Raw genomic sequence first — 18669 nt, 5'->3', positions numbered from 1 at the left:
CGGTGTGCGCGGCAAAGAACCCCTCCACCCCCCGCCAAGCGGCGGGCAGTCCCCCTCCCCATCGCCAAGCGGCGACAGGGAGGAGACGCGTGGCGCTGTCTCCTCCCCGTGCGAAGCATGGGGAGGTGGCTCGGAGCGAAGCGGAGAGACGGAGGGGTTCTTCGCACCCCATGGAGGAAGCGGTCATGCCGACGCGCGCTCCTGTTCGACGTAAGCCAGCGCACAGGCCTTGCACAGGTCGCGGATGCGGCCGATGTAGCTCTGGCGTTCGGCGACGGCGATGGCGCCGCGGGCGTCCATCAGGTTGAACAGGTGTGAGGCCTTCAGGACCTGATCGTAGGCCGGCAGGACCAGCTGCTGGCCCTGGGGCCCGGTCATGGCGAGGAGACGGGTCGATTCCGCCTCCATATCCTCGAACCGGCGCTTCAGCCCCTCGATGTCATAGCCGTGGAAGTTGGCTTCACTCTGCTGACGCTCGTTCTCGAGGAAGACCTCGCCATAGGTCAGGCCCTCCTTGGTGAACTTCAGATCATAGACGTTGTCGACGCCCTGGACGTACATGGCCAGGCGCTCCAACCCGTAGGTCAGCTCTCCCGAGACGATGTCGACCTCGATGCCGCCGACGCCCTGGAAATAGGTGAACTGCGTCACCTCCATGCCGTCGCACCAGACCTCCCAGCCCAGACCCCAGGCGCCCACGGTGGGGTTCTCCCAGTCGTCCTCGACGAAGCGGATGTCGTGCAGTTTGGGATCAATGCCGATGGCCCGCAGCGAGCCCAGATAGAGGTCCTGCAGGTCGTCGGGGTTCGGCTTCAGGATGACCTGGAACTGGTAATAGTGCTGGAGCCGGTTGGGGTTCTCGCCATAGCGGCCGTCGCCGGGGCGGCGGCTGGGCTGGACATAGGCGGCCTTCCACGGGCGCGGGCCGAGCGCGCGCAGGACCGTGGCGGGGTGCAGGGTGCCGGCGCCGACCTGTTCGTCATAGGGCTGCAGGATCGCGCAGCCGCGATCGCCCCAGTATTTCTGCAGGGTCAGGATCAGGTCCTGGAAGGCGAGCGGTTCTGTCGGTGCGGCCACGGGAGAGTCTTTTTGGGCAAGGAGAAAGGCGGCGGACCCTAGAGTCTGCCGCCTTCCAACTCAACCAACCCGGAAAGAGATTACGACTGCGGACGCGGGGCCGGGGTCGGAGCCTCGTCGGCGTCCTCGTCATCGACCTGACCGTCGGTCGGGTTGGGCACGGTCGGCGAGGCGACGGTCGTCGTGGTCGCGGCCGGCTGGCCGTTCGGCGCGTTCACGCCGGTCGCCGGGCGCGTCGTGGTCGTCGTGGCGGTGGGCGGCATCACCTCGTCGACGGTGTCGTCGGCCGGCGGGGTCGCCGCGTCCGCGTCCTCAGCGGCGGGAGCGGCTTCAGGAGCCGTCGCCGCCTCTGCATCGCCGGTGGCGACCAGGGAGTCGGCCGGGTTCAGCACGCGGTCGATGATGAAGATCGAACCGTTGCCGGCATCGATGTCCGCCGTGGTCACCGTGGCGTTGTCGACCTTGATGGCGTCACCGGTGCCGTCCAGCTGCACCTCGGTGGTGGCGGCGGTCTGGACGCCGCCCTTGGCGCCCTCGATCTGGCTCGAGTTCACGTCGGCCACGATCACATGGTACAGCAGCACCTGGCGCAGCGCGTTGACGTTGGCGGGGTCCATCAGACGCGTGCGGTCGGCTTCAGGCAGAGCGGCGAAAGCCGCGTCGGTCGGGGCGAAGATCGAGATCGCCGCCTGGGTGCTGAGGGTCTCGGTCAGCTGGGCGGCGTCGAGCGCGGCCAGCAGGGTCGTGAACTGGCCGTTGGCGCGCAGCACATCGACCACGTTGTTTTCCACGACAGCGGCAGCTTGCGTCGAAGCGGCGGCACTCGTCGCGGCCTGGGCCGCAGCGGCGGCCGGCGCCTCGATCGGCTCTTCGGCGGCGACGGGCGGGGTGGCGGCAGGGCCAACCGGCGCCGTCGGAGCGGTCTGGGCGAAGGCGGAACCGGCGGCGAACAGGGCCACGGCGGCGGTCGCGGTCAGAAGACGAGTGCGAAGCATGACAGTATCCTTTTCAAGGCTGCAGGGGCCGCCGGGGAGAATACGCTTGCGGCCCGTTGCTCAGTGTTACGAAGCCAGTAGAAGCCTCTTACCTGACACCGGTTCCACATCGTGTTGCTATTTATGGGGTCAGAACAAAACTTCGGGCGATCTCACGACCGTCTCAGGGCGACAGTGGCGGTAATGACGCTACTTTGCCTTATTGTGCGGGTTTCGTCGCATCATCGCCCAACACCGTCGCCTCCACCCACCAGTCGCCGTGGTTACTGCGCAGGTCGACTGCGGCGCGCGTGGCGCTTTCGCCGTCGTCGAACAGGCCGAAAACGGTCGCGCCCGATCCCGACATCCGGGTCAGGCGGGCGCCGGTCGCGGCCATGGCGGACAGGGCCGCGCCGATTTCGGGCTCAAGGGACACGGCGGGCGACTGAAGGTCGTTCCGCTGACAGGCCAGCCAGTCGATCACGGTTGCGGGCGACCAGTCCTCCGGTGGGGCGGGACGGTCAGCGGACCTCGTCGCTGCGGCGTCATAGGCGCGGTAGACCGCCCCGGTCGGGGACGGTCGGCCCGGGTTGGCGAGAACCGCGTGCAGCGGCGGAAGCGCGGGCTCGAGGGTCAGCCGGTCGCCGATGTCTTCCGCCCAGGCCGATCTTGCGCTGAGGCACATGGGACCATCCGCGCCGACGATGCGCGAAATGCGCGCCAGCTCAACCTCGGTCAGGTCGAGGCCCAGCGCTCTGGCAGCCAGCCTCAAGGCGCTGCCGGCGTCCGACGATCCGCCGCCCAGTCCGGCCGCGATCGGAAGGCTTTTCTCCAGGGTGATGGCCAGAGACGGCTCGCCGATGCCCGCCACATGTCCCAGTTCGCGCATGACCCGCAGGATCAGGTTGTCGTCGTCGCCGGCCAGGGCGTCCGCGAACCGGCCGGTGACCGTCAGGGACAGGCGATCCGCGTGGGTCACCCAGACCTGGTCGCCGACGTCGGCGAAGGCCACAAGGCTGGACAGGGGGTGGTAGCCGTCGGCGCCGGGCGCGGCGACATGGAGGAACAGATTGACCTTTGCCGGAGCGAGCGCCGACAGCGTGTCGGGCCAGGGCGTGGTCAGAGCTCCAGCCCCTCGGTCAGCTTGCGCTCGACCTCGGCGCGACGTTCGTCGTCGGGGTCCAGGGTCAGGACGCGGTTCCACTGGAAGCCCGCCTCGCGCCGACGCCCGACCTGCCAGTAGGCGTCGCCGAGATGATCGTTGATCTCGGCGTTGGCGGGCTCCTTGGCGACGGCCTGCTCGAGGGTGTCGACGGCGGTGTCGAACTGGCCCTGGCGATACTGGGCCCAGCCAAGGCTGTCCTGGATATTCCCGTCGTCAGGGTCGGCGGCATGGGCGCGCTGGATCATCTCGGCGCCCTCCGCCACCCGCGTGCCGGAATCGACCCAGAGGTAGCCGAGGTAGTTCAGGTAGGACGGCTCGTTCGGCTCTTGCTGCAAGGCCGCCCACAACTGCGCCTCCGCCTCGGGGATCCGGCCGAGGGATTCATAGGCGGCGCCGCGCATGAAGCGGACGTTGGCGCCCTGGTTCCCGATGTCCAGCAGCGGGCCGTTCAGCAGGGCCAGCGCCTCGTCATACCGCTCCAGCTGCAGCAGCTGCCCGGCGGTGACAAAAGCTATGCCGGGATCGGTCGGGTTCGCCTCTCGTGCGGCCTGGAAGGCGGCAAGAGCCTCGTCCAGCCGCTGCTCCTCGGCCAGGCTCAGGCCGATGGCGACCTGGGCGCCCGCATAGAGGGGCGCGTCGCTGCGCGGAACCTGGGACAGGGCAGCCCTCGAGGCCGTGTCGAGGTTCGCCTTGGCCAGGGTCTGACCCAGCAGATAAAGGCTGCCCGGCTCGGACTGCAGGTTCAGCGACAGGCGCAGATAGACGACCGCGAACTCGTTGGCGTTCTCGCTGGACGCCTGACGCGCGGCGATGACCAGGGCGCGCGCGGCGCCGTCGCGATAGTCGGGGAGCGCCGGGGGCCGGCCCCGGGCGTCCACACGCGCCCTGGCGGAAACGATGGCGGGATCCTGAGAACCAGCGGCCAAGGTCGTATCGTAGAAGGCCAGGGCCTCCGTGCGCTTGCCCCGACGGTCCAGGAACTCGCCATAGGCGGCGCGGAACAGGGGGGCGGCGCGGGCGTCAAAGGCCAGACCCTGGAGTTCAGCCTCGGCTTCATCGTAGCGACGGCGGTGCTCCAGCAGCTGGGCGCGATGAGAGCGGCCGAACAGGACGGTGATCGGGTCGCCGGTCGGGTTGGGTTCGGCCAGGGCCGTGTCCCAGTCCCCGGCGGCGGCGGCGACCCACGGGCCGATCAGGGCGGCGGCGCGGGCGTGGGGCGCCAGGACCGGACGCGTCTTGAGCGCCTCGTTGGCCATGCGAGCGTCGCCCGACACCAACGTCTGCACCACCGACACCAGGGCGCCCGCCTCGCTGAACGCCGCAGGCGTGGCGTCAGACCTGGGCGAGATCCGCGCCGCGACGTCCAGATCCCCGGCCAGCAGGGCGGCGGTGAAAGCCTGGTCGCGGACGGCCGGCTGTTCCGGCGTCAGGGCTTCGACAGCGCTCAGATAGGCGGACCCCGTCTCGGCCTCTCCGCGGCTGAGGGCGGACCGGCCGGCGAGGTAGAGACCATAGGCGGTGCGCCCCTGATCATCGCGCGGCGCGGGGGACCAGACGCGGGGAATGGCCTCAATGGTCGGCGCGGGCGAGTCCGCGTTCTCGCCGACCACGATCATGGGAGCGGGGATCGGCGGCTCGGGCAGGACGTCCTGAATTCGCGGCGCCGGATCGGCCACCGGCGGCGCCTCCTGGGCGAAAGCGGGGACCGCCGTCAGGGCGGTGAAGGCGACGAGGATCGAGCGGAGGGAGGCGTGACGCATGGCGCCGACATTCACCGGCTTATGCGGCGACGACAAGGCCCATTCCTCCCCCATCGGGGGAGGTGGCTCGGAGCGAAGCGGAGAGACGGAGGGGGCTCTTCCCGGACTCCGGCTTCTGTGGCTAGCCCCCTCCACCACTTCGTGGTCCCCCTTCCCCGACGGGGGAGGATTCACATGTTGGGATAGTTCGGACCGCCGCCGCCCTCAGGGGTGGTCCAGACGATGTTCTGCGACGGATCCTTGATGTCGCAGGTTTTGCAGTGGACGCAGTTCTGGGCGTTGATGACGAACCTCGGGTCGGTCTTCGCGACCTCGTCGGCGTAGACCACCTCATAGACGCCGGCCGGGCAGTAGAGGCGCGCAGGCTCGCCGTATTTGGGCAGGTTGACCCGGATCGGCACGGTCGGGTCGATCAGCTTCAGGTGGGCCGGCTGTTCCTCGGCGTGGTTGGTGTTGGAGATGAAGACCGACGACAGCTTGTCGAAGCTGAGTTTGCCGTCCGGCTTGGGATAGACGATCGGCTTGTGCTTCGAGGCGAGTTCGGTCGAGGCGGCATCCGTCTTGGCGTGCTTCAGCGTCCCGAACAGCGAGGCGCCGCCGAAGAGGGTGCCGAACCACATGTCGAAGACGCCCAGCGCCCCGCCCAGGGTCGTGCCGAACCTGGTCAGGAAGGGCTTGGCATTGCGGACGCGCTTCAGCTCTTGGAAGACCCAGCTGTTCTCGTAGGCGGTCTGGTATTCGACCAGTTCGTCGCCCGACCGCCCGGCCATGACAGCGTCATAGGCGGCGTCGGCGGCCAGCATGCCGGTCTTCATGGCGTTGTGGCTGCCCTTGATGCGCGGCACGTTCACGAAGCCCGCCGAGCAGCCGATCAGGACGCCGCCGGGGAAGGACAACTTCGGCACCGACTGGAAGCCGCCCTCGGTGATCGCACGCGCGCCGTAGGAGATGCGGGTCCCGCCCTCCAGGTGTGGGGCGATGGCGGGGTGGTGTTTGAAGCGCTGGAACTCGTCGAACGGAGACAGGAACGGGTTCTTGTAGTTCAGGTGCACGACGTAGCCGATGGCCACGTAGTTATCGCCGAAATGGTACATGAAGCTGCCGCCGCCGGTGTGCTCGTCCAGCGGCCAGCCGGTGGTGTGCTGGGCGAGGCCCGGCTGGTGCTTTTCAGGGCTGACCTGCCACAACTCCTTCAGGCCGATGCCGTATTTCTGGGGCGACTTGCCGTCCTGCAGCTTGTGGCGGGCGGTGATGGTCTTGGCCAGCGAGCCGCGCACGCCCTCGGCGATAAAGACATATTTGCCGTGCAGTTCGATGCCGGGCTGGAAATCGCCGGTGGGCTGACCATGCTTGTCGATGCCGAAGACGCCGGCGACGACGCCCTTCACCCGCCCGGACGGTTCGTCCCAGACGACATGGCTGGCGGCCATGCCGGGATAGACCTCGACACCCATTCTCTCGGCCTGCTCGCCGAGCCAGCGCGTGACGTTGCCCAGGGAGGCGATGTAGCAGCCGTCGTTGTGCATCATGGGCGGCAGCATCGCCATCGGCAGGCTGATCTGGCCCATCGGCCCCAGCACCATGAACCGGTCCTTCGTCACCGGGGTCTCAAGCGGCGCGCCCATAGCCATCCAGTCGGGGAACAGCTCGTTCAGCGCCTTGGGGTCGATCACGGCGCCCGACAGGATGTGACCGCCGAGCTCGGCCGACTTTTCGAGCACCGCGACGGTGATGTCCTTGCCGTCCTTCTCGGCGCGCTGTTTCAGGCGGATGGCGGCGGCGAGGCCCGCCGGGCCGCCCCCGACGATCAGAACATCGTATTCCATGACCTCGCGCTCGACGCCCGCGAGCGCCTCCAGCGGCGGCAGGTTGTCGAGGATGGCCTCCTGAGCCGCAGTTTCGACGCCGCCTTCGATCGCTTGCTCGGCCATGTCGCTTCTTGTTCCTCGTACGTCGTGTGGGCTTTATTGTTTAAGGGCACTTATCGGAAGGTGACGCGAGGGCGGTCAAGGCTTATCCCTGACCCCGCCCCGCCATGAACGCCGAACCCAGAGACATCGCCGCCGTCGAAAGCCTGCTCGCCTTCTGGGCCGATGCGGGGGTGGACGCCTGTTTCGAGGAGGCGGCGGTCGATCGGACCATCGTCGTCGCACCCGCCCTCAAGGCCGTGACCAAGGCGACGGCGTCGGTCACGCCGGTCGTCGACATGGTCGACGCCACCTCGGACGCGCGACGTCTGGCCAATGGTGCAGACACGATGGAGGCGCTGGCCGAAGCCGCCGCCAGCTTCAAGGGCTCCGAACTGGTCGGGATGGGCGCCACGGGCTGCGTCTTCGGGCGGGGCGATCCGCATGCCCCGATCCTGATCATCGGCGAGGCGCCCGGAGCGGAGGAAGACGCGGCCGGCGAGCCCTTCGTGGGCAAGGCCGGCAAGCTGCTGGACAAGATGATCGCGGCGGCCGGGCTGACCGGCAAGGTCTACACCACCAACACCGTCTTCTGGCGACCCCCGGGCAACCGGACCCCGACGCCCCAGGAACAGGCCGTTTGCGCGCCGTTCGTGGAGCGGGCCTTCTTCCTGATGAAGCCGAAAGCCGTGCTGCTGCTGGGCGCGGCGGCGGCCCGGGGCGTGCTGAAGACCGATGAGGGCATCATGCGGATGCGCGGCCAGTGGCGCGAATGGCGGCTGGCCGAGGGCGACGTCTCGGCGCCCGTGATGCCGACCCTGCACCCCGCCTTCCTGCTGCGTCAGCCCCAGGCCAAGCGTCAGGTCTGGGCGGACATTCTGGAACTGGCCGTCAAGCTGGACGGACAGGAAAACGCCTGAAACCACAGTTACCGGGTTCCATGCCGCTGATGTGATTGAGGCATTGACCGCATTGCGGCATACTTCTTGTTTGACGACCGATCGCAGAGCACGCGTCTCCTGAATCGAGACGGGAACGCGAAGCACGAGGGGGCCGCCGCCTTGTTCAGTATCCGCCGCCGCGCCTTCCGGGCGCCGACGCTCGCCTTTGTGATGGCCGCCGCGTCGGCCGCCGCACTGCCAGCCCTCGCCGCCCCCGAATCCTATCTGTCGGTGGTCGCCTCAGAGATCGGGGCCGAGGGCGAACAGGGCATTCGCATCAGCACCAACGCCCTCTCGAACGCCGACCGGCTGAGCTACACCACCGCCTTTGACGCCCTGCGTCGCGGCGATCTGGACGCGGCCCGCGCCTCCGCGCTCCAGGCCGGCGACCGCGTCCTGCTGGGCCAGGTCGAGTTCGAGCGGATGTTCCACCCGAACTACACCGCCTCCTATGACGAACTGGCGGCCTGGCTTCAGGACTATGCCGACCTGCCGAGCGCCCAGCGCGTCTACGCCCTGGCCGAGCGTCGTCGCCCGGACGGCGCCGAGGCGCCCCGCCGCCCGACGGGCGCCTATTTCAGCCGCACCTGGGACGCGGTCGCCGCGGGCGGCGGCAATTCTGAAGCCGATCCCGCCAAGGCCGCCCGCGTCGCCCTGAACCGCGACGACCTGCAGGGCGCCGTCAGCCAGGGCGAACAGATCGGCGACTGGTGGGTTGTGGGCCTGGCGGCCTGGCGCACCGGCGACTATCCGCGCGCCTACACCGCTTTCGAACGCGTCGCCGTCGATCCGACCGAGGACGGCTGGACCCGCGCCGGCGCCGCATTCTGGGCCGCCCGCGCCGCCGGCCAGATCGGCCGTCAGGACCGGATCCCGGAGTTCCTGCGCCTGGCCGCACGCTGGCCCGCCACTTTCTATGGCCAGATCGCCCTGCGTCAGCTCGGCGAAGAGCCGGTCATCCTGAACGGCGACGGCCCCACCCCCTATGAGGCGGTCGCTCGCACCTCCTCCGCCAGCGACGGCCCCGTCGGCGTCAATCAGCGCGAGATGGACGACTTCCTCAACGAAGACCCGCGCGCCCGGCGCACCGTGGCCTTCTTCGAGATCGGCCGCGCCGGCGACGCCCGCGACGAACTGCGCAACGGCCTGCGCACCGCCAGCGACCGCACGCGCCGCCTGTGGACCGGCCTCGCCCGCGTGCTGGGCCCACGCCTCGGCGGAGGCGGCGGCTCCGACGGCAGCCGGATCGACGTCACCAACTATCCGATGCCCGAGATCGCGCCCGAGGGCGGCTGGACGCTGGAACGCTCGCTGGTCTACGCGATCGCCCGCAAGGAAAGCGGCTTCAACGCCCAGGCCCGGTCACCGGTGGGCGCCTATGGCCTGATGCAGGTCATGCCGTCGACGGCGGCCGAGATGACCGGCGACCGCAGCTTCGTCTCGACCCCGCAACGTCTGTTTACCCCGGCGACCAATGTCCGTCTGGGCCAGACTTATGTGAACCGCATGCTGGCGCGTCCCGAGTTCCAGGGCGACCTGCTGCGCGCCGTGGCCAGCTACAACGCCGGACCGGGCCCCATGCTGGGCGCCCTGCGCCGTCTGGGCCCGAACCCTGATCCCCTGCTGCTGATCGAGACGATCGACGTGCCCCAGGCGCGCGAATACGTCGAGAAGGTCGTGGCGGCCTACTGGATCTATCAGCGCATGACGGGCGGGCCGCTGAACACGCTCGACGCCGTGGTGGCGGGCCAGACCCTGGTGCCGATCAGCCTCGACTATGTCGCCCCGCCGCCGGGCCAGGAACCCGCGCCGCTGTCGACCGAGCCGGTTCAGGTCGCGTCGATGCAGCCGGTCGGAACGCGCTGAGCCGACCCGTTCCGAGTTGGACTCCATGAGTCCAAAAAAGTGCAAATTAAATCGAGCGATTTCATCGGCTTGCACTGTTTGGACTCTGTTTTTTTCAGAGTGCAAAGCGGCGGTGGCCCAGCTTGGCAAGCACGCCAGAACGCCCACGCAAGCTACTGATTATAGATGATTTTTAGGTTGTTAGGCCCAAGGCCTGTCGAAACGCCTACAGGATGCTGCCCACAAGCGACGCGCACAGGCAGCAACCCACCAGAATGAACACGCCATAGGTCATCAGCGTCGGGCGGCGCTGGGTCTGCGGCGGAGCGATGTTCGGGGCGGTCGTTTGTTGGGCGGACATGGCGAAGGTTCTCGGGTTCGATCAGCACCGTAACGTCGTTCCCTTAAGGGCCGGTTCGCAGGTCTGATTAATCGGTCGTGACCCTGACCTAAGGCCGAACCGTGACAGCCAGTTCCGCCCATTCGAGGAAGTCCGGCTGCTGTAGCAGCGCGGCAACATATGTGGCCGCCACGCCATCCACATCCCCGTGGTCCGCCAGATCGATCTGATAGTGTCGGAACCGGGCAGCCAGCGGCGTGAAGAAGGCGTCCGGCATCGACCACTCGCCGAACAGGTAGGGCCCGCCCGCGCCGAACCGGTCGCGCATCTCGGTCGCGATAGAGACGAAGCGGCGGACGTCGGCGGCGACCGATTCGCTCGTCGGGGTCGGTGCCCGGTCTGGCCCGACCATGGTGTGGATCACGCCCGCAGCATCCGGACCCATGCCGCATTCGCTCCGCATCGCCCCGAAGCCCGCGTGCATCTCGCAGGCCACCGACCGTGCCAGCCAGCGGGCGTGGGCATCCGACGGCCACAGCTTCGCGTTCGGGAAGCGCTCGGCGGCGAAGACGCAGATCGCCATCGAATCCCAGATGGTCACCCCGTCGACGTTCAGGACCGGAACCTTGCCGTTGGGCGAATGCTCGGCGAGCGCCGCCGCCGATTCGGGTCCGTACAGGGGGACCTCGCGCACGGTGAACTCGGCGCCGCACCGCTTCAGCACCAGCCAGGGCCGCAGCGACCAGGTCGAGAAGGCCATATTGCCGACGATCAGTTCCACGGTCGCTCTCCCTGTGATTCTCCTTCTACCGTGCACCCCGGCGAAGGCCGGGGTCCAGATGAAGGATGCCCTGGGCAAGGTCAGCGAACTCGATGCGACATCCCGGCCACCCTGTCCGTGATGTGGACCCCGGCCCTCGCCGGGGTGCACGGTGAGAGGTTGGAGCCCCGCCGCTTGACTCCGGGGGGCTCGGGACCGACACGCACGGCCCATGATCAGCCGCTATTCCCGCCCCGAAGCCGTCGCCATCTGGTCCTCCGAGACCAAGTACAAGATCTGGTTCGAGATCGAGGCCCATGCCGCCACCAAGATGGCCGAGCTGGGCGTCATTCCGACCGAGGCCGCCGAGGCCATCTGGGCCAAGGGCGAGAACGCCGCCTGGGACTCGGACCGGATCGACGAGATCGAGCGCACGACCAAGCACGACGTGATCGCCTTCCTGACCCATGTGTCGGAGACGGTCGGCGAGGAAGCCCGCTTCCTGCACCAGGGCATGACGTCTTCGGACGTGCTGGACACCTGTTTCGCGGTGCAGCTGGCGCGGGCCTCAGACCTGCTGATCGCGGGCGTCGACCGGGTGCTGACGGCGCTCGAAGCGCGGGCCAGGGAACACAAATACACCCCGACCGTCGGACGCAGCCACGGCATCCATGCCGAGCCCGTGACCTTCGGCCTGAAGCTGGCCGGCTATCATGCCGAGTTCCAGCGCGCGAAGCGCCGCCTGATCACGGCAAAGGAAGAGATCGCCACCTGCGCCATCTCCGGCGCCGTGGGGACTTTCGCCAACGTCGACCCGGCGGTCGAGGAATACGTCGCCGGGAAGATGGGCCTCCAGGTCGAGACCGTCTCGACCCAGGTCATCCCGCGTGATCGCCACGCCGCCTTCTTCGCCGCGCTCGGCGTCGTCGCCTCGTCGATCGAGCGTCTGGCGGTCGAGATCCGCCACCTGCAGCGCACGGAAGTCCTCGAAGCCGAGGAGTTCTTCGACAAGGGCCAGAAGGGCTCGTCGGCCATGCCGCACAAGCGCAATCCGATCCTGACCGAGAACCTGACCGGCCTGGCCCGTCTGGTCCGCTCGTCGGTCGTCCCGGCGATGGAGAACGTCGCCCTGTGGCACGAGCGGGACATCAGCCACTCCTCGGTCGAGCGCGGCATCGGCCCGGACGCGACCATCCACCTCGACTTCGCCCTGAACCGTCTGGCCGGGGTGATGGAGCGTCTGCTGGTCTATCCGGAGAACATGCAGAAGAACCTCGACAAGCTCGGAGGCCTCGTCCACTCGCAACGGGTGCTGCTGGCCCTGACCCAGCTGGGTCAGTCGCGCGAGGACTCCTATGAGGCGGTCCAGCGCAACGCCATGAAGGTCTGGCGCGGCGAGGGGAACTTCCTCGACTTCCTCAAGGAAGATCCCGCGGTGATCGTGCCCGACGCCGAGCTCGAGGCCCTGTTCGACCTCGGCTATCACACCAAGCATGTGGACACGGTGTTCAGGCGCGTGTTCGGATAGGCCGTGCCTGAGCCGATCCGCCTGAACCCCACGCTCGACGTCCGTGACTTCGCGGGAGCGTTCCAGCGCGACGGCATGGTGCAGGTCCCCGACTTCCTCACGCCCGACAGCGCCGACCGACTCGAAGCGTCGCTGAAGACGGGGACGCCGTGGGGTCTGTCGCTGACCGACGCCGCCGGCAAGGGCGAATGGCTCTCGCCCCAGGCGATCCAGACGCTTGGCCGCGAGGGCCTGGCGGCCAAGGCGCGCGAGGCGATGACCGCCGCCCGGACCGGGTTCGGCTTCAGCTTCCTGTCCTATCCCATCATCGACTCCCTGCTGGCCGGGAACGAGCCGGGGCATCCGACCCATGAGCTGGTCCAGCTGCTGAACAGCCCCGAGGCGCGCGACTTCTGCGCCGCCGTGGCGGGCGAAACGGGGATCACCAAGATCGACGCCCAGGCGACCCTGTTCCGGCCCGGCGACTATCTGACCCTGCACAACGACACGGGCGTCGGCGAACGGCGGGCGGCCTATACGCTGGGGCTGACACGCAACTGGCGGACGGACTGGGGCGGTCAGCTGCTGTTCCACGACGAAGCCGGCGATGTGCCGCGCGGGCTGATGCCGCGATTCAATGTGCTGACCCTGTTCAGGACGCCGCAATGGCACACGGTGGCGACCGTCGCCCCCTATGCCGGGGTGCCGCGCCTGTCGATCACCGGCTGGCTGCGCGACGACAAGCCCTACGCCGAACAGGGGCGGTGACAGTCATACGGGCCTTCGCGCCCCTCGCCGACCACCGGACCCGCGTCCTTGTCCTCGGCAGTCTGCCCGGCGACGCCTCGCTGAAGGCCGCCCAGTACTATGCCCACCCGCAGAACGGCTTCTGGCAGCTGATCGGCGTGGCCATCGGCCGCGACCTGCACGCCATGGCCTATCCCGACCGCGTCGAGGCTCTAAGAGTCTCCGGCGTCGGCCTCTGGGATGTGATCGCATCGGCGGAACGGACGGGAAGTCTGGACGCAGCGATCCGGTCGCCCGAGGCGGCGGACCTGCGCGGCCTGATCGCCGGACTGCCGAGCCTTAAGGCCGTCGCCTTCAACGGCGCAACGGCGGCGAAGGGCGGGCGCAAGGTTCTGGCCGACGTCGAGGGGCTGACCTTGATCGACCTTCCGTCGTCCAGCCCGGCCCATGCAACCCGGACCCTCGCGGAAAAAGCGGAGAGCTGGGCCATCCTGAAAGACTTCCTCGCCGAGGACGCCTGAAGGCGGGGGACGCCTGCGGCGTTTTGGCCGCCATGCATCCTTTCGAGCTCCCACCCGTCTTTAGCTCCGACGCCGCCGATAACAGGCGGTTCTCAGGAGAGAAGCCATGAACACCCGTCTGCTCACCCTTACCGTCGCCTCGGCCGCCCTGCTGGGCCTCGCCGCCTGCAACAACACCTCCGACGCCGACAAGGCCGCCACCGACGCCGCGCCGGCAGAGACCATGGTCCCCGCCACCACCGACCCTGTCGTGGGCGGCGCCTCGATGAGCCCCAGCGACACGATCGTCGCCAACGCCGCGAAGGCCTCGAACCTGACCACCCTGGTCAGCGCCGTGCAGGCCGCCGGTCTGGCCGAGACCCTGTCGGGCCCCGGTCCGTTCACGGTCTTCGCGCCGGACAACGCCGCCTTCGAGAAGGTACCGGTCGCAACGCGCGAAGCCCTGCTGGCGCCGGCCGGCAAGGCTGATCTTACCAAGATCCTGACCTATCACGTCGTGCCTGGCCGGCTGACCGCCGCCGATCTGGCCACCCAGGCCCAGGCCAACGCCGGCAAGGTCGAACTGACCACCGTCCAAGGCGACACCCTGACGGTCAATGTGAACCCGGACGGCTCGGTCACCCTGACCGACGAGAACGGCGGAACCTCGCGCGTGACACAGGCCGACGTCCTGCAATCGAACGGCGTGGTTCATGTCATCGACACCGTCGTGATGCCGGGCTGAATTTCTCGGTGAACCCTTTTGGTCTTGCCGCATTCCACTGAAGCGCGAGACGCAAAAGACATCGGGTGAGGCTATCCCCCCAGCCCCCGATCAAGGAAGGGCCGCAGCTCCCCCCCGCTGCGGCCCTTTTTTCTTGTCTGGAGTTCAGGACCGACCCAGGAGGCCGGCGGCGGGGATCACTCCCCGGCGCGAACCTGGTCGCGGGCCATCGAGGCCAGTTCGTCCATCTTGGAGCGGATCTCGCCCTCGGAGACACCTAGGCCGGAGCCCTTGAAGTCGCCGGCGATCTTGCGGAACACATCTTCGTCGCCCGGCTGTTCGAAGTCGGCACGGACGACGGCCTTGCCGTATTCCTCGGCCGAATCGGGGCTTAGGCCCATCTTCTCGGCCGCCCACAGACCCAGCAGCTTGTTGCGCCGGGCCATGGCCTTGAATTCCTGCTCCTGATCGAGCGCGAACTTGGTCTCGAAGCCCTTTTCCCGATCATTGAAGGTCGTCATCAGTCGTCAGTCCATTCGTCGCGGGCCAGAGAATGAGACGGCTCCGCCGGGGTGGTCTATCGCTCCAGACCCCTGCAACGCAACGGATAACGGCTCGCATGCGGCGTCCCGTTCACGGACGATACCCACCTGTGGCGCCGGAGTCCGCACATGGGTTCGTTTGTGTCGCCCGGCAGTTTCCGCTAAGGACCGCGCGACCCATTTCCCGCACAGCTCGAGACCGGATCGCGCAGCCCAGACGAGTTTTCTGGCCGCGCGATTTTCGTTTTCGGGCGATGCGCCATCCCGTCTGGGACCAAGATGATGAATTCGAAGCGCAAGAAGATCTACGAAGGCAAGGCCAAGATCCTTTACGAAGGACCGGAGCCCGGCACCCTGATCCAGTATTTCAAGGACGACGCCACGGCCTTCAATGCCCAGAAGAAGGCGACGCTGGAAGGCAAGGGCGTCATCAACAACCGCATCAGCGAGTTCGTGATGACGCGCCTGAACGGCATCGGCGTCACCAACCACTTCATTAAGCGACTGAACCTGCGCGAGCAGCTGATCCGCGAAGTCGAGATCATTCCGCTCGAGGTGGTGTGCCGCAACATCGTGGCCGGTTCGCTGGCGACGCGCCTGGGCCAGGAGGAGGGCACGCCCCTGCCCCGTTCGATCATCGAATTCTATTACAAGAAGGACGAGCTGAACGACCCGATGGTGACGGAAGAGCACATCACGGCGTTCAACTGGGCCTCGACCCAGGAGATCGACGACATCCTGGCCATGACCCTGCGCGTGAACGACTACCTGTCGGGCATGTTCGGCGCGGTCGGGATCACCCTGGTGGACTTCAAGATCGAGTTCGGCCGCGTGTGGGAGAACGACTTCAGCCGCGTCATCCTGGCCGACGAGATCAGCCCGGACAGTTGCCGCCTGTGGGACACGGCGACCGGCGAGAAGATGGACAAGGACCGGTTCCGCCGCGACCTGGGCAATGTCATCGAGAGCTATACCGAGGTCGCCAAACGCCTCGGCATCATGAAGGACATGCCGACCGTGATTCAGGGGGGACTGCACTGATGGCCAAGGTCAAGGTTCACGTTTTCCTGAAGCCCGGCGTTCTGGACGTCCAGGGCAAGGCCGTCGAAGGCGCCCTGAAGGGTCTGGGCTGGGCCGGCGTCGCCGACGCCCGGGTCGGCAAACTGATCGAGTTCGATCTCGAAGGCGCGGAAGATCCCGCCGCCGAGGCGAAGAAGATGTGCGAGACCCTGCTGGCCAATACGGTCATCGAGAGCTACCGGGTCGAGGTCGCCTAGCAACCGTTCCTTGCGAGCGGTCGTTTGAGACGCCGAACCCAAAGGAGCGCGCCGTGGCCTTCAACCTGACCTCCAACGACATCACCGACGGCGGGACGCTGAAGGACGACCAGGTACAGGCCAAGGGCAACACCTCGCCGCATCTGGCATGGTCGGGTGCGCCAGAGGGCGCGAAGTCCTATGCCATCACCGTGTTCGATCCGGACGCGCCGACGGGGTCGGGCTTCTGGCACTGGACGGTGGCCAACATCCCCGCCGACATCCGCGAGATCCCGACCGGCGGTCCCGTGCCGGCCGGCGCGGTCGAGGGTCGAACCGACTACGGTAAGCCCGGCTTCGGCGGGGCCGCTCCGCCTCCAGGCCACGGTCCGCACCGCTATATCTTCACAGTCTTCGCCGTTGACGTGGACCGCCTGCCGGTGACGCCCGAGGATTCGGGCGCCAAATACGGCTTCAACCTGCACTTTCACACCTTGGCCAAGGCGTCGCTCACGGCGACCTACGAGAACAAGGGCTGAGTTGGAGGCCACTGCGAACTCTGATAGGTTTCGGCTCATGGCCGATGCGACAAGCGACCGGATCCATGAGGTGCTCAAGGCGGTGCAAAGGGATGTATCCGCCGTCCGCTCCGACATGTCCGATCTGAAGCAGCAGATGACCGCCGTTCGAGGCCACCTTGTCGCGATCCAGCAGGATGTGGGCAATATCTACAATCGCTTGTGCCATATGGAAGACCGCGTGGATCGCATAGAGGTGCGTCTCGGACTCGTCGAACCCGCGCACTGACAAGCCGGACAATCCCTGCTAAACGCCCGCGCCATGAGCGCAGCCGTCATTGTCTTTCCCGGGTCCAACTGTGATCGCGACTGCAAGGTCGCCATCGAACGCTCGACCAATGAGCGGGTCGAGATGGTCTGGCATCAGGAGACCGAATTGCCTTCGGGCCTCGACCTGATCGTCTTGCCGGGTGGCTTTTCCTACGGCGACTACCTGCGTTGCGGGGCGATGGCGGCGCAGTCGCCAGTGATGCAGGCGGTGAAGAAGGCGGCGGACGACGGGGTCGTTGTCGTCGGCATCTGCAACGGCTTCCAGATCCTCTGCGAGGCCGGGATGCTGCCGGGCGCACTGCTGCGCAACGCCGGGCTGAAATACGTCTGCAAGCCGATCTCGCTGGAAGTGACCAATGGCCAGACCCGCTTCACCGCCGGCTACCAAGGCCAGCGCGAGGTCGTCATGACCCAGGGCAATGGCGACGGGAATTATTTCGCCGACGCCGAAACCCTCGCCCGGATTGAGGGCGAGGGTCAGGTCGTGTTCCGATATGTCGACAATCCGAACGGCTCGGTCGGCGATATCGCCGGGCTGCAGAACGCGCGTGGCAATGTGCTGGGGATGATGCCCCACCCGGACCGCGCCTTCGAGGCCGAGCTTGGCTCCGCGGACGGCGCGACCCTGTTCCGGTCGATCTACGCGGCGGCCTAGGCTTCGTCAGAGTCCTCGTCGCGTTCCAGGGTCCCATCGGCGCCGGATTCGCCGATCGAGGCCAGTTCTCTGGCGCCGACGCCCAGACCCTGTTCCAGCGCAAGATTGGTCTCGACTTCTTCGGTGTCGGGGTCAGGCGATTCGGCGGGAATTTTGGGATCGACCATGGTCGGCTCTCCTGTTCGGGGAATGTGCGAGAGATAGCGTATCGCCGAACAGCGGGTTCCGGCTGAACTTTGATACGTGATGTGCGTAGTGTCCGGTATGAGCACCTCGCCCCATCCGACTCTCGTTGCCGCCGACCCGTCACGGCAGACCCGAAGGCTGGCTGTCTTCGCCTGCATGGTCTTCGCGCTTGCTGCCGGCCAACTGCAACAACTGGTGAACCTCGGGCAATCGCCGGCCGAATTCGCTGCTGACAGCGATGCGACCCTGCGGGTCGTCGGCTGGGCCTTCGCCATCTGGGGGCCGATCTATCTGGGGCTGATCATCTACGCTGTCCGCCAGTTGCTGCCGAAGACACATGAGACCGAGATGCTGCGCGCGTTCGGCTGGCCATCGGTGCTCGCGCTGCTCGGTATTGGCTGGTGGATCCTTGCGGCAGCGTGGGATCTGGAAGTCGCCACGATCGTGCTGATCTTCGGGTCGCTGATCGTGCTGCTCATTCCGCTGTTGCAGAAAGCGGACGCCATCCGAAGCCTCGGAAAGGGCGACCGAGACCGATGGATGACGATCTGGCCGCTCGCTGCGCTGGCGGGATGGCTGACCGTGGCGGCGCCGGTGAACCTTTTGACCGTCGCAACAGGGAACGGCGACCTGCCGGCCATCCTTCCTCCGACCGCGTGGGCGCTGGTCGCTGTTGTCGTCGCGGCGGCGCTGGGCCTGTTCATCACCTTGCGGACGCGGGTGCTGGCCTACCCCCTACCGATCGCCTGGGGTTTGTTGGGCGTATTCGTGGCCGAGCAGGAAAAGGGCAATGCCGTCCTTGCGTTCGGGTCCCTGGCGGCATCGTTGGTGGTGTTGGGAGGCGGCCTGATCATCGTGCTCGGACTGAGGCGCGCCGCGACCTGAGGTCAATGGTCCAGTTCAGGCGGGTGCTTGGGTTCACGCGAGAGTCCCGC

The 18669-nt window shown here is 67.3% G+C and carries 21 protein-coding genes; 12 read left to right on the top strand and 9 right to left on the bottom strand.

Annotation, left to right across the window (positions count from 1 at the left end):
* Positions 1-183: 183 nt before the first annotated feature.
* The 5 genes from ACP7A5_RS03335 to ACP7A5_RS03315 all read right to left on the bottom strand — a co-directional run bounded on the left by ACP7A5_RS03335 (position 184) and on the right by ACP7A5_RS03315 (position 6802).
* Positions 184-1077 (bottom strand): glycine--tRNA ligase subunit alpha, encoded by an 894-nt coding sequence (locus ACP7A5_RS03335; RefSeq protein WP_426036844.1) that lies wholly within the window; start codon positions 1075-1077, stop codon positions 184-186.
* 80 nt (positions 1078-1157) lie between these two features.
* Positions 1158-2072 carry a fasciclin domain-containing protein gene (locus tag ACP7A5_RS03330; RefSeq protein ID WP_426040573.1) on the bottom strand — a complete coding sequence of 305 codons (915 nt, stop codon included), beginning with the start codon at positions 2070-2072 and terminating at the stop codon, positions 1158-1160.
* Between the two features lie 199 nt (positions 2073-2271).
* Positions 2272-3150, bottom strand: coding sequence for a 4-(cytidine 5'-diphospho)-2-C-methyl-D-erythritol kinase (locus ACP7A5_RS03325; RefSeq protein ID WP_426040606.1), 879 nt, complete (start codon positions 3148-3150; stop codon positions 2272-2274).
* 20 nt (positions 3151-3170) lie between these two features.
* Positions 3171-5012, bottom strand: a complete 1842-nt coding sequence (locus ACP7A5_RS03320) for a tetratricopeptide repeat protein (protein WP_426040572.1) — start codon at positions 5010-5012, stop codon at positions 3171-3173.
* A 134-nt stretch (positions 5013-5146) separates the two neighbouring features.
* Positions 5147-6802, bottom strand: a complete 1656-nt coding sequence (locus ACP7A5_RS03315; RefSeq protein WP_426040605.1) for an electron transfer flavoprotein-ubiquinone oxidoreductase — start codon at positions 6800-6802, stop codon at positions 5147-5149.
* Positions 6803-7011: 209 nt separating this feature from the next.
* Here ACP7A5_RS03315 and ACP7A5_RS03310 point away from each other — a divergent pair, with 209 nt between their 5' ends.
* Positions 7012-7803: a uracil-DNA glycosylase gene (locus ACP7A5_RS03310; protein WP_426040571.1), complete on the top strand. Its 792-nt coding sequence runs from the start codon at positions 7012-7014 to the stop codon at positions 7801-7803.
* A 141-nt stretch (positions 7804-7944) separates the two neighbouring features.
* Entirely contained in the window at positions 7945-9690 is a 1746-nt protein-coding gene (locus ACP7A5_RS03305) for a transglycosylase SLT domain-containing protein (RefSeq protein ID WP_426040570.1), read from the top strand.
* Positions 9691-9895: 205 nt separating this feature from the next.
* On the opposite strand, the gene ACP7A5_RS03300 is transcribed toward ACP7A5_RS03305, so the two are convergent.
* Both ACP7A5_RS03300 and ACP7A5_RS03295 read right to left on the bottom strand, forming a co-directional pair.
* A complete protein-coding gene (locus tag ACP7A5_RS03300; RefSeq protein ID WP_426040569.1) occupies positions 9896-10030 on the bottom strand; it encodes a hypothetical protein in 135 nt (44 codons plus the stop codon).
* Positions 10031-10118: 88 nt separating this feature from the next.
* Entirely contained in the window at positions 10119-10790 is a 672-nt protein-coding gene (locus ACP7A5_RS03295; RefSeq protein WP_426040568.1) for a glutathione S-transferase family protein, read from the bottom strand.
* 211 nt (positions 10791-11001) lie between these two features.
* Here ACP7A5_RS03295 and purB point away from each other — a divergent pair, with 211 nt between their 5' ends.
* From purB to ACP7A5_RS03275, 4 genes are all read left to right on the top strand, one after another.
* A complete protein-coding gene (gene purB, locus ACP7A5_RS03290; RefSeq protein ID WP_426040567.1) occupies positions 11002-12297 on the top strand; it encodes an adenylosuccinate lyase in 1296 nt (431 codons plus the stop codon).
* Between the two features lie 3 nt (positions 12298-12300).
* Positions 12301-13044, top strand: coding sequence for a 2OG-Fe(II) oxygenase (locus ACP7A5_RS03285; protein ID WP_426040566.1), 744 nt, complete (start codon positions 12301-12303; stop codon positions 13042-13044).
* Positions 13041-13544 (top strand): DNA-deoxyinosine glycosylase, encoded by a 504-nt coding sequence (locus ACP7A5_RS03280; protein WP_426040565.1) that lies wholly within the window; start codon positions 13041-13043, stop codon positions 13542-13544. The genes ACP7A5_RS03285 and ACP7A5_RS03280 overlap by 4 nt, the downstream gene beginning before the upstream one ends.
* 106 nt (positions 13545-13650) lie before the next feature.
* Positions 13651-14268 (top strand): fasciclin domain-containing protein, encoded by a 618-nt coding sequence (locus ACP7A5_RS03275; protein ID WP_426040564.1) that lies wholly within the window; start codon positions 13651-13653, stop codon positions 14266-14268.
* Positions 14269-14444: 176 nt separating this feature from the next.
* Here the strand turns inward: ACP7A5_RS03275 and ACP7A5_RS03270 are convergent, their stop codons facing one another.
* Entirely contained in the window at positions 14445-14768 is a 324-nt protein-coding gene (locus ACP7A5_RS03270) for a DUF1476 domain-containing protein (RefSeq protein WP_426040563.1), read from the bottom strand.
* 303 nt (positions 14769-15071) lie between these two features.
* Here ACP7A5_RS03270 and purC point away from each other — a divergent pair, with 303 nt between their 5' ends.
* From purC to purQ, 5 genes are read left to right on the top strand one after another with little or no spacing between them, the layout of a single operon-like run.
* On the top strand, positions 15072-15830 hold the full coding sequence (purC, locus tag ACP7A5_RS03265; protein ID WP_303695343.1) for a phosphoribosylaminoimidazolesuccinocarboxamide synthase: 759 nt from the start codon (positions 15072-15074) through the stop codon (positions 15828-15830).
* Positions 15830-16066, top strand: a complete 237-nt coding sequence (purS, locus tag ACP7A5_RS03260) for a phosphoribosylformylglycinamidine synthase subunit PurS (RefSeq protein ID WP_425987740.1) — start codon at positions 15830-15832, stop codon at positions 16064-16066. The genes purC and purS overlap by 1 nt, the downstream gene beginning before the upstream one ends.
* Before the next feature lie 53 nt (positions 16067-16119).
* On the top strand, positions 16120-16584 hold the full coding sequence (locus ACP7A5_RS03255; RefSeq protein ID WP_426040562.1) for a YbhB/YbcL family Raf kinase inhibitor-like protein: 465 nt from the start codon (positions 16120-16122) through the stop codon (positions 16582-16584).
* Between the two features lie 37 nt (positions 16585-16621).
* Positions 16622-16852: a hypothetical protein gene (locus ACP7A5_RS03250; RefSeq protein ID WP_426040561.1), complete on the top strand. Its 231-nt coding sequence runs from the start codon at positions 16622-16624 to the stop codon at positions 16850-16852.
* A gap of 33 nt (positions 16853-16885) precedes the next feature.
* Positions 16886-17548: a phosphoribosylformylglycinamidine synthase subunit PurQ gene (purQ, locus tag ACP7A5_RS03245; protein WP_426040560.1), complete on the top strand. Its 663-nt coding sequence runs from the start codon at positions 16886-16888 to the stop codon at positions 17546-17548.
* On the opposite strand, the gene ACP7A5_RS03240 is transcribed toward purQ, so the two are convergent.
* Positions 17545-17715, bottom strand: coding sequence for a hypothetical protein (locus ACP7A5_RS03240; RefSeq protein ID WP_425987746.1), 171 nt, complete (start codon positions 17713-17715; stop codon positions 17545-17547). The genes purQ and ACP7A5_RS03240 overlap by 4 nt on opposite strands.
* A 97-nt stretch (positions 17716-17812) precedes the next feature.
* Here ACP7A5_RS03240 and ACP7A5_RS03235 point away from each other — a divergent pair, with 97 nt between their 5' ends.
* Positions 17813-18619 carry a hypothetical protein gene (locus ACP7A5_RS03235; RefSeq protein WP_426040559.1) on the top strand — a complete coding sequence of 269 codons (807 nt, stop codon included), beginning with the start codon at positions 17813-17815 and terminating at the stop codon, positions 18617-18619.
* Positions 18620-18669 lie beyond the last annotated feature (50 nt).

The sequence above is a fragment of the Brevundimonas sp. TWP2-3-4b1 genome (assembly GCF_049897665.1).
Lineage (GTDB): Bacteria > Pseudomonadota > Alphaproteobacteria > Caulobacterales > Caulobacteraceae > Brevundimonas > Brevundimonas subvibrioides_B.
Note: the sequence above shows the minus strand (reverse complement) of the source record. Positions and strands in the feature narration are given on the sequence as shown.

Coding starts and splice junctions, on each gene's coding strand:
- purC (WP_303695343.1), top strand. CDS start 15,072: ATGAATTCGAAGCGCAAGAAGATCTACGAAGGCAAGGCCAAGATCCTT.
- ACP7A5_RS03300 (WP_426040569.1), bottom strand. CDS start 10,030: ATGTCCGCCCAACAAACGACCGCCCCGAACATCGCTCCGCCGCAGACC.
- ACP7A5_RS03330 (WP_426040573.1), bottom strand. CDS start 2,072: ATGCTTCGCACTCGTCTTCTGACCGCGACCGCCGCCGTGGCCCTGTTC.
- ACP7A5_RS03240 (WP_425987746.1), bottom strand. CDS start 17,715: ATGGTCGATCCCAAAATTCCCGCCGAATCGCCTGACCCCGACACCGAA.
- purS (WP_425987740.1), top strand. CDS start 15,830: ATGGCCAAGGTCAAGGTTCACGTTTTCCTGAAGCCCGGCGTTCTGGAC.
- ACP7A5_RS03275 (WP_426040564.1), top strand. CDS start 13,651: ATGAACACCCGTCTGCTCACCCTTACCGTCGCCTCGGCCGCCCTGCTG.
- ACP7A5_RS03235 (WP_426040559.1), top strand. CDS start 17,813: ATGAGCACCTCGCCCCATCCGACTCTCGTTGCCGCCGACCCGTCACGG.
- ACP7A5_RS03250 (WP_426040561.1), top strand. CDS start 16,622: ATGGCCGATGCGACAAGCGACCGGATCCATGAGGTGCTCAAGGCGGTG.
- ACP7A5_RS03315 (WP_426040605.1), bottom strand. CDS start 6,802: ATGGAATACGATGTTCTGATCGTCGGGGGCGGCCCGGCGGGCCTCGCC.
- purB (WP_426040567.1), top strand. CDS start 11,002: ATGATCAGCCGCTATTCCCGCCCCGAAGCCGTCGCCATCTGGTCCTCC.
- ACP7A5_RS03270 (WP_426040563.1), bottom strand. CDS start 14,768: ATGACGACCTTCAATGATCGGGAAAAGGGCTTCGAGACCAAGTTCGCG.
- ACP7A5_RS03310 (WP_426040571.1), top strand. CDS start 7,012: ATGAACGCCGAACCCAGAGACATCGCCGCCGTCGAAAGCCTGCTCGCC.
- purQ (WP_426040560.1), top strand. CDS start 16,886: ATGAGCGCAGCCGTCATTGTCTTTCCCGGGTCCAACTGTGATCGCGAC.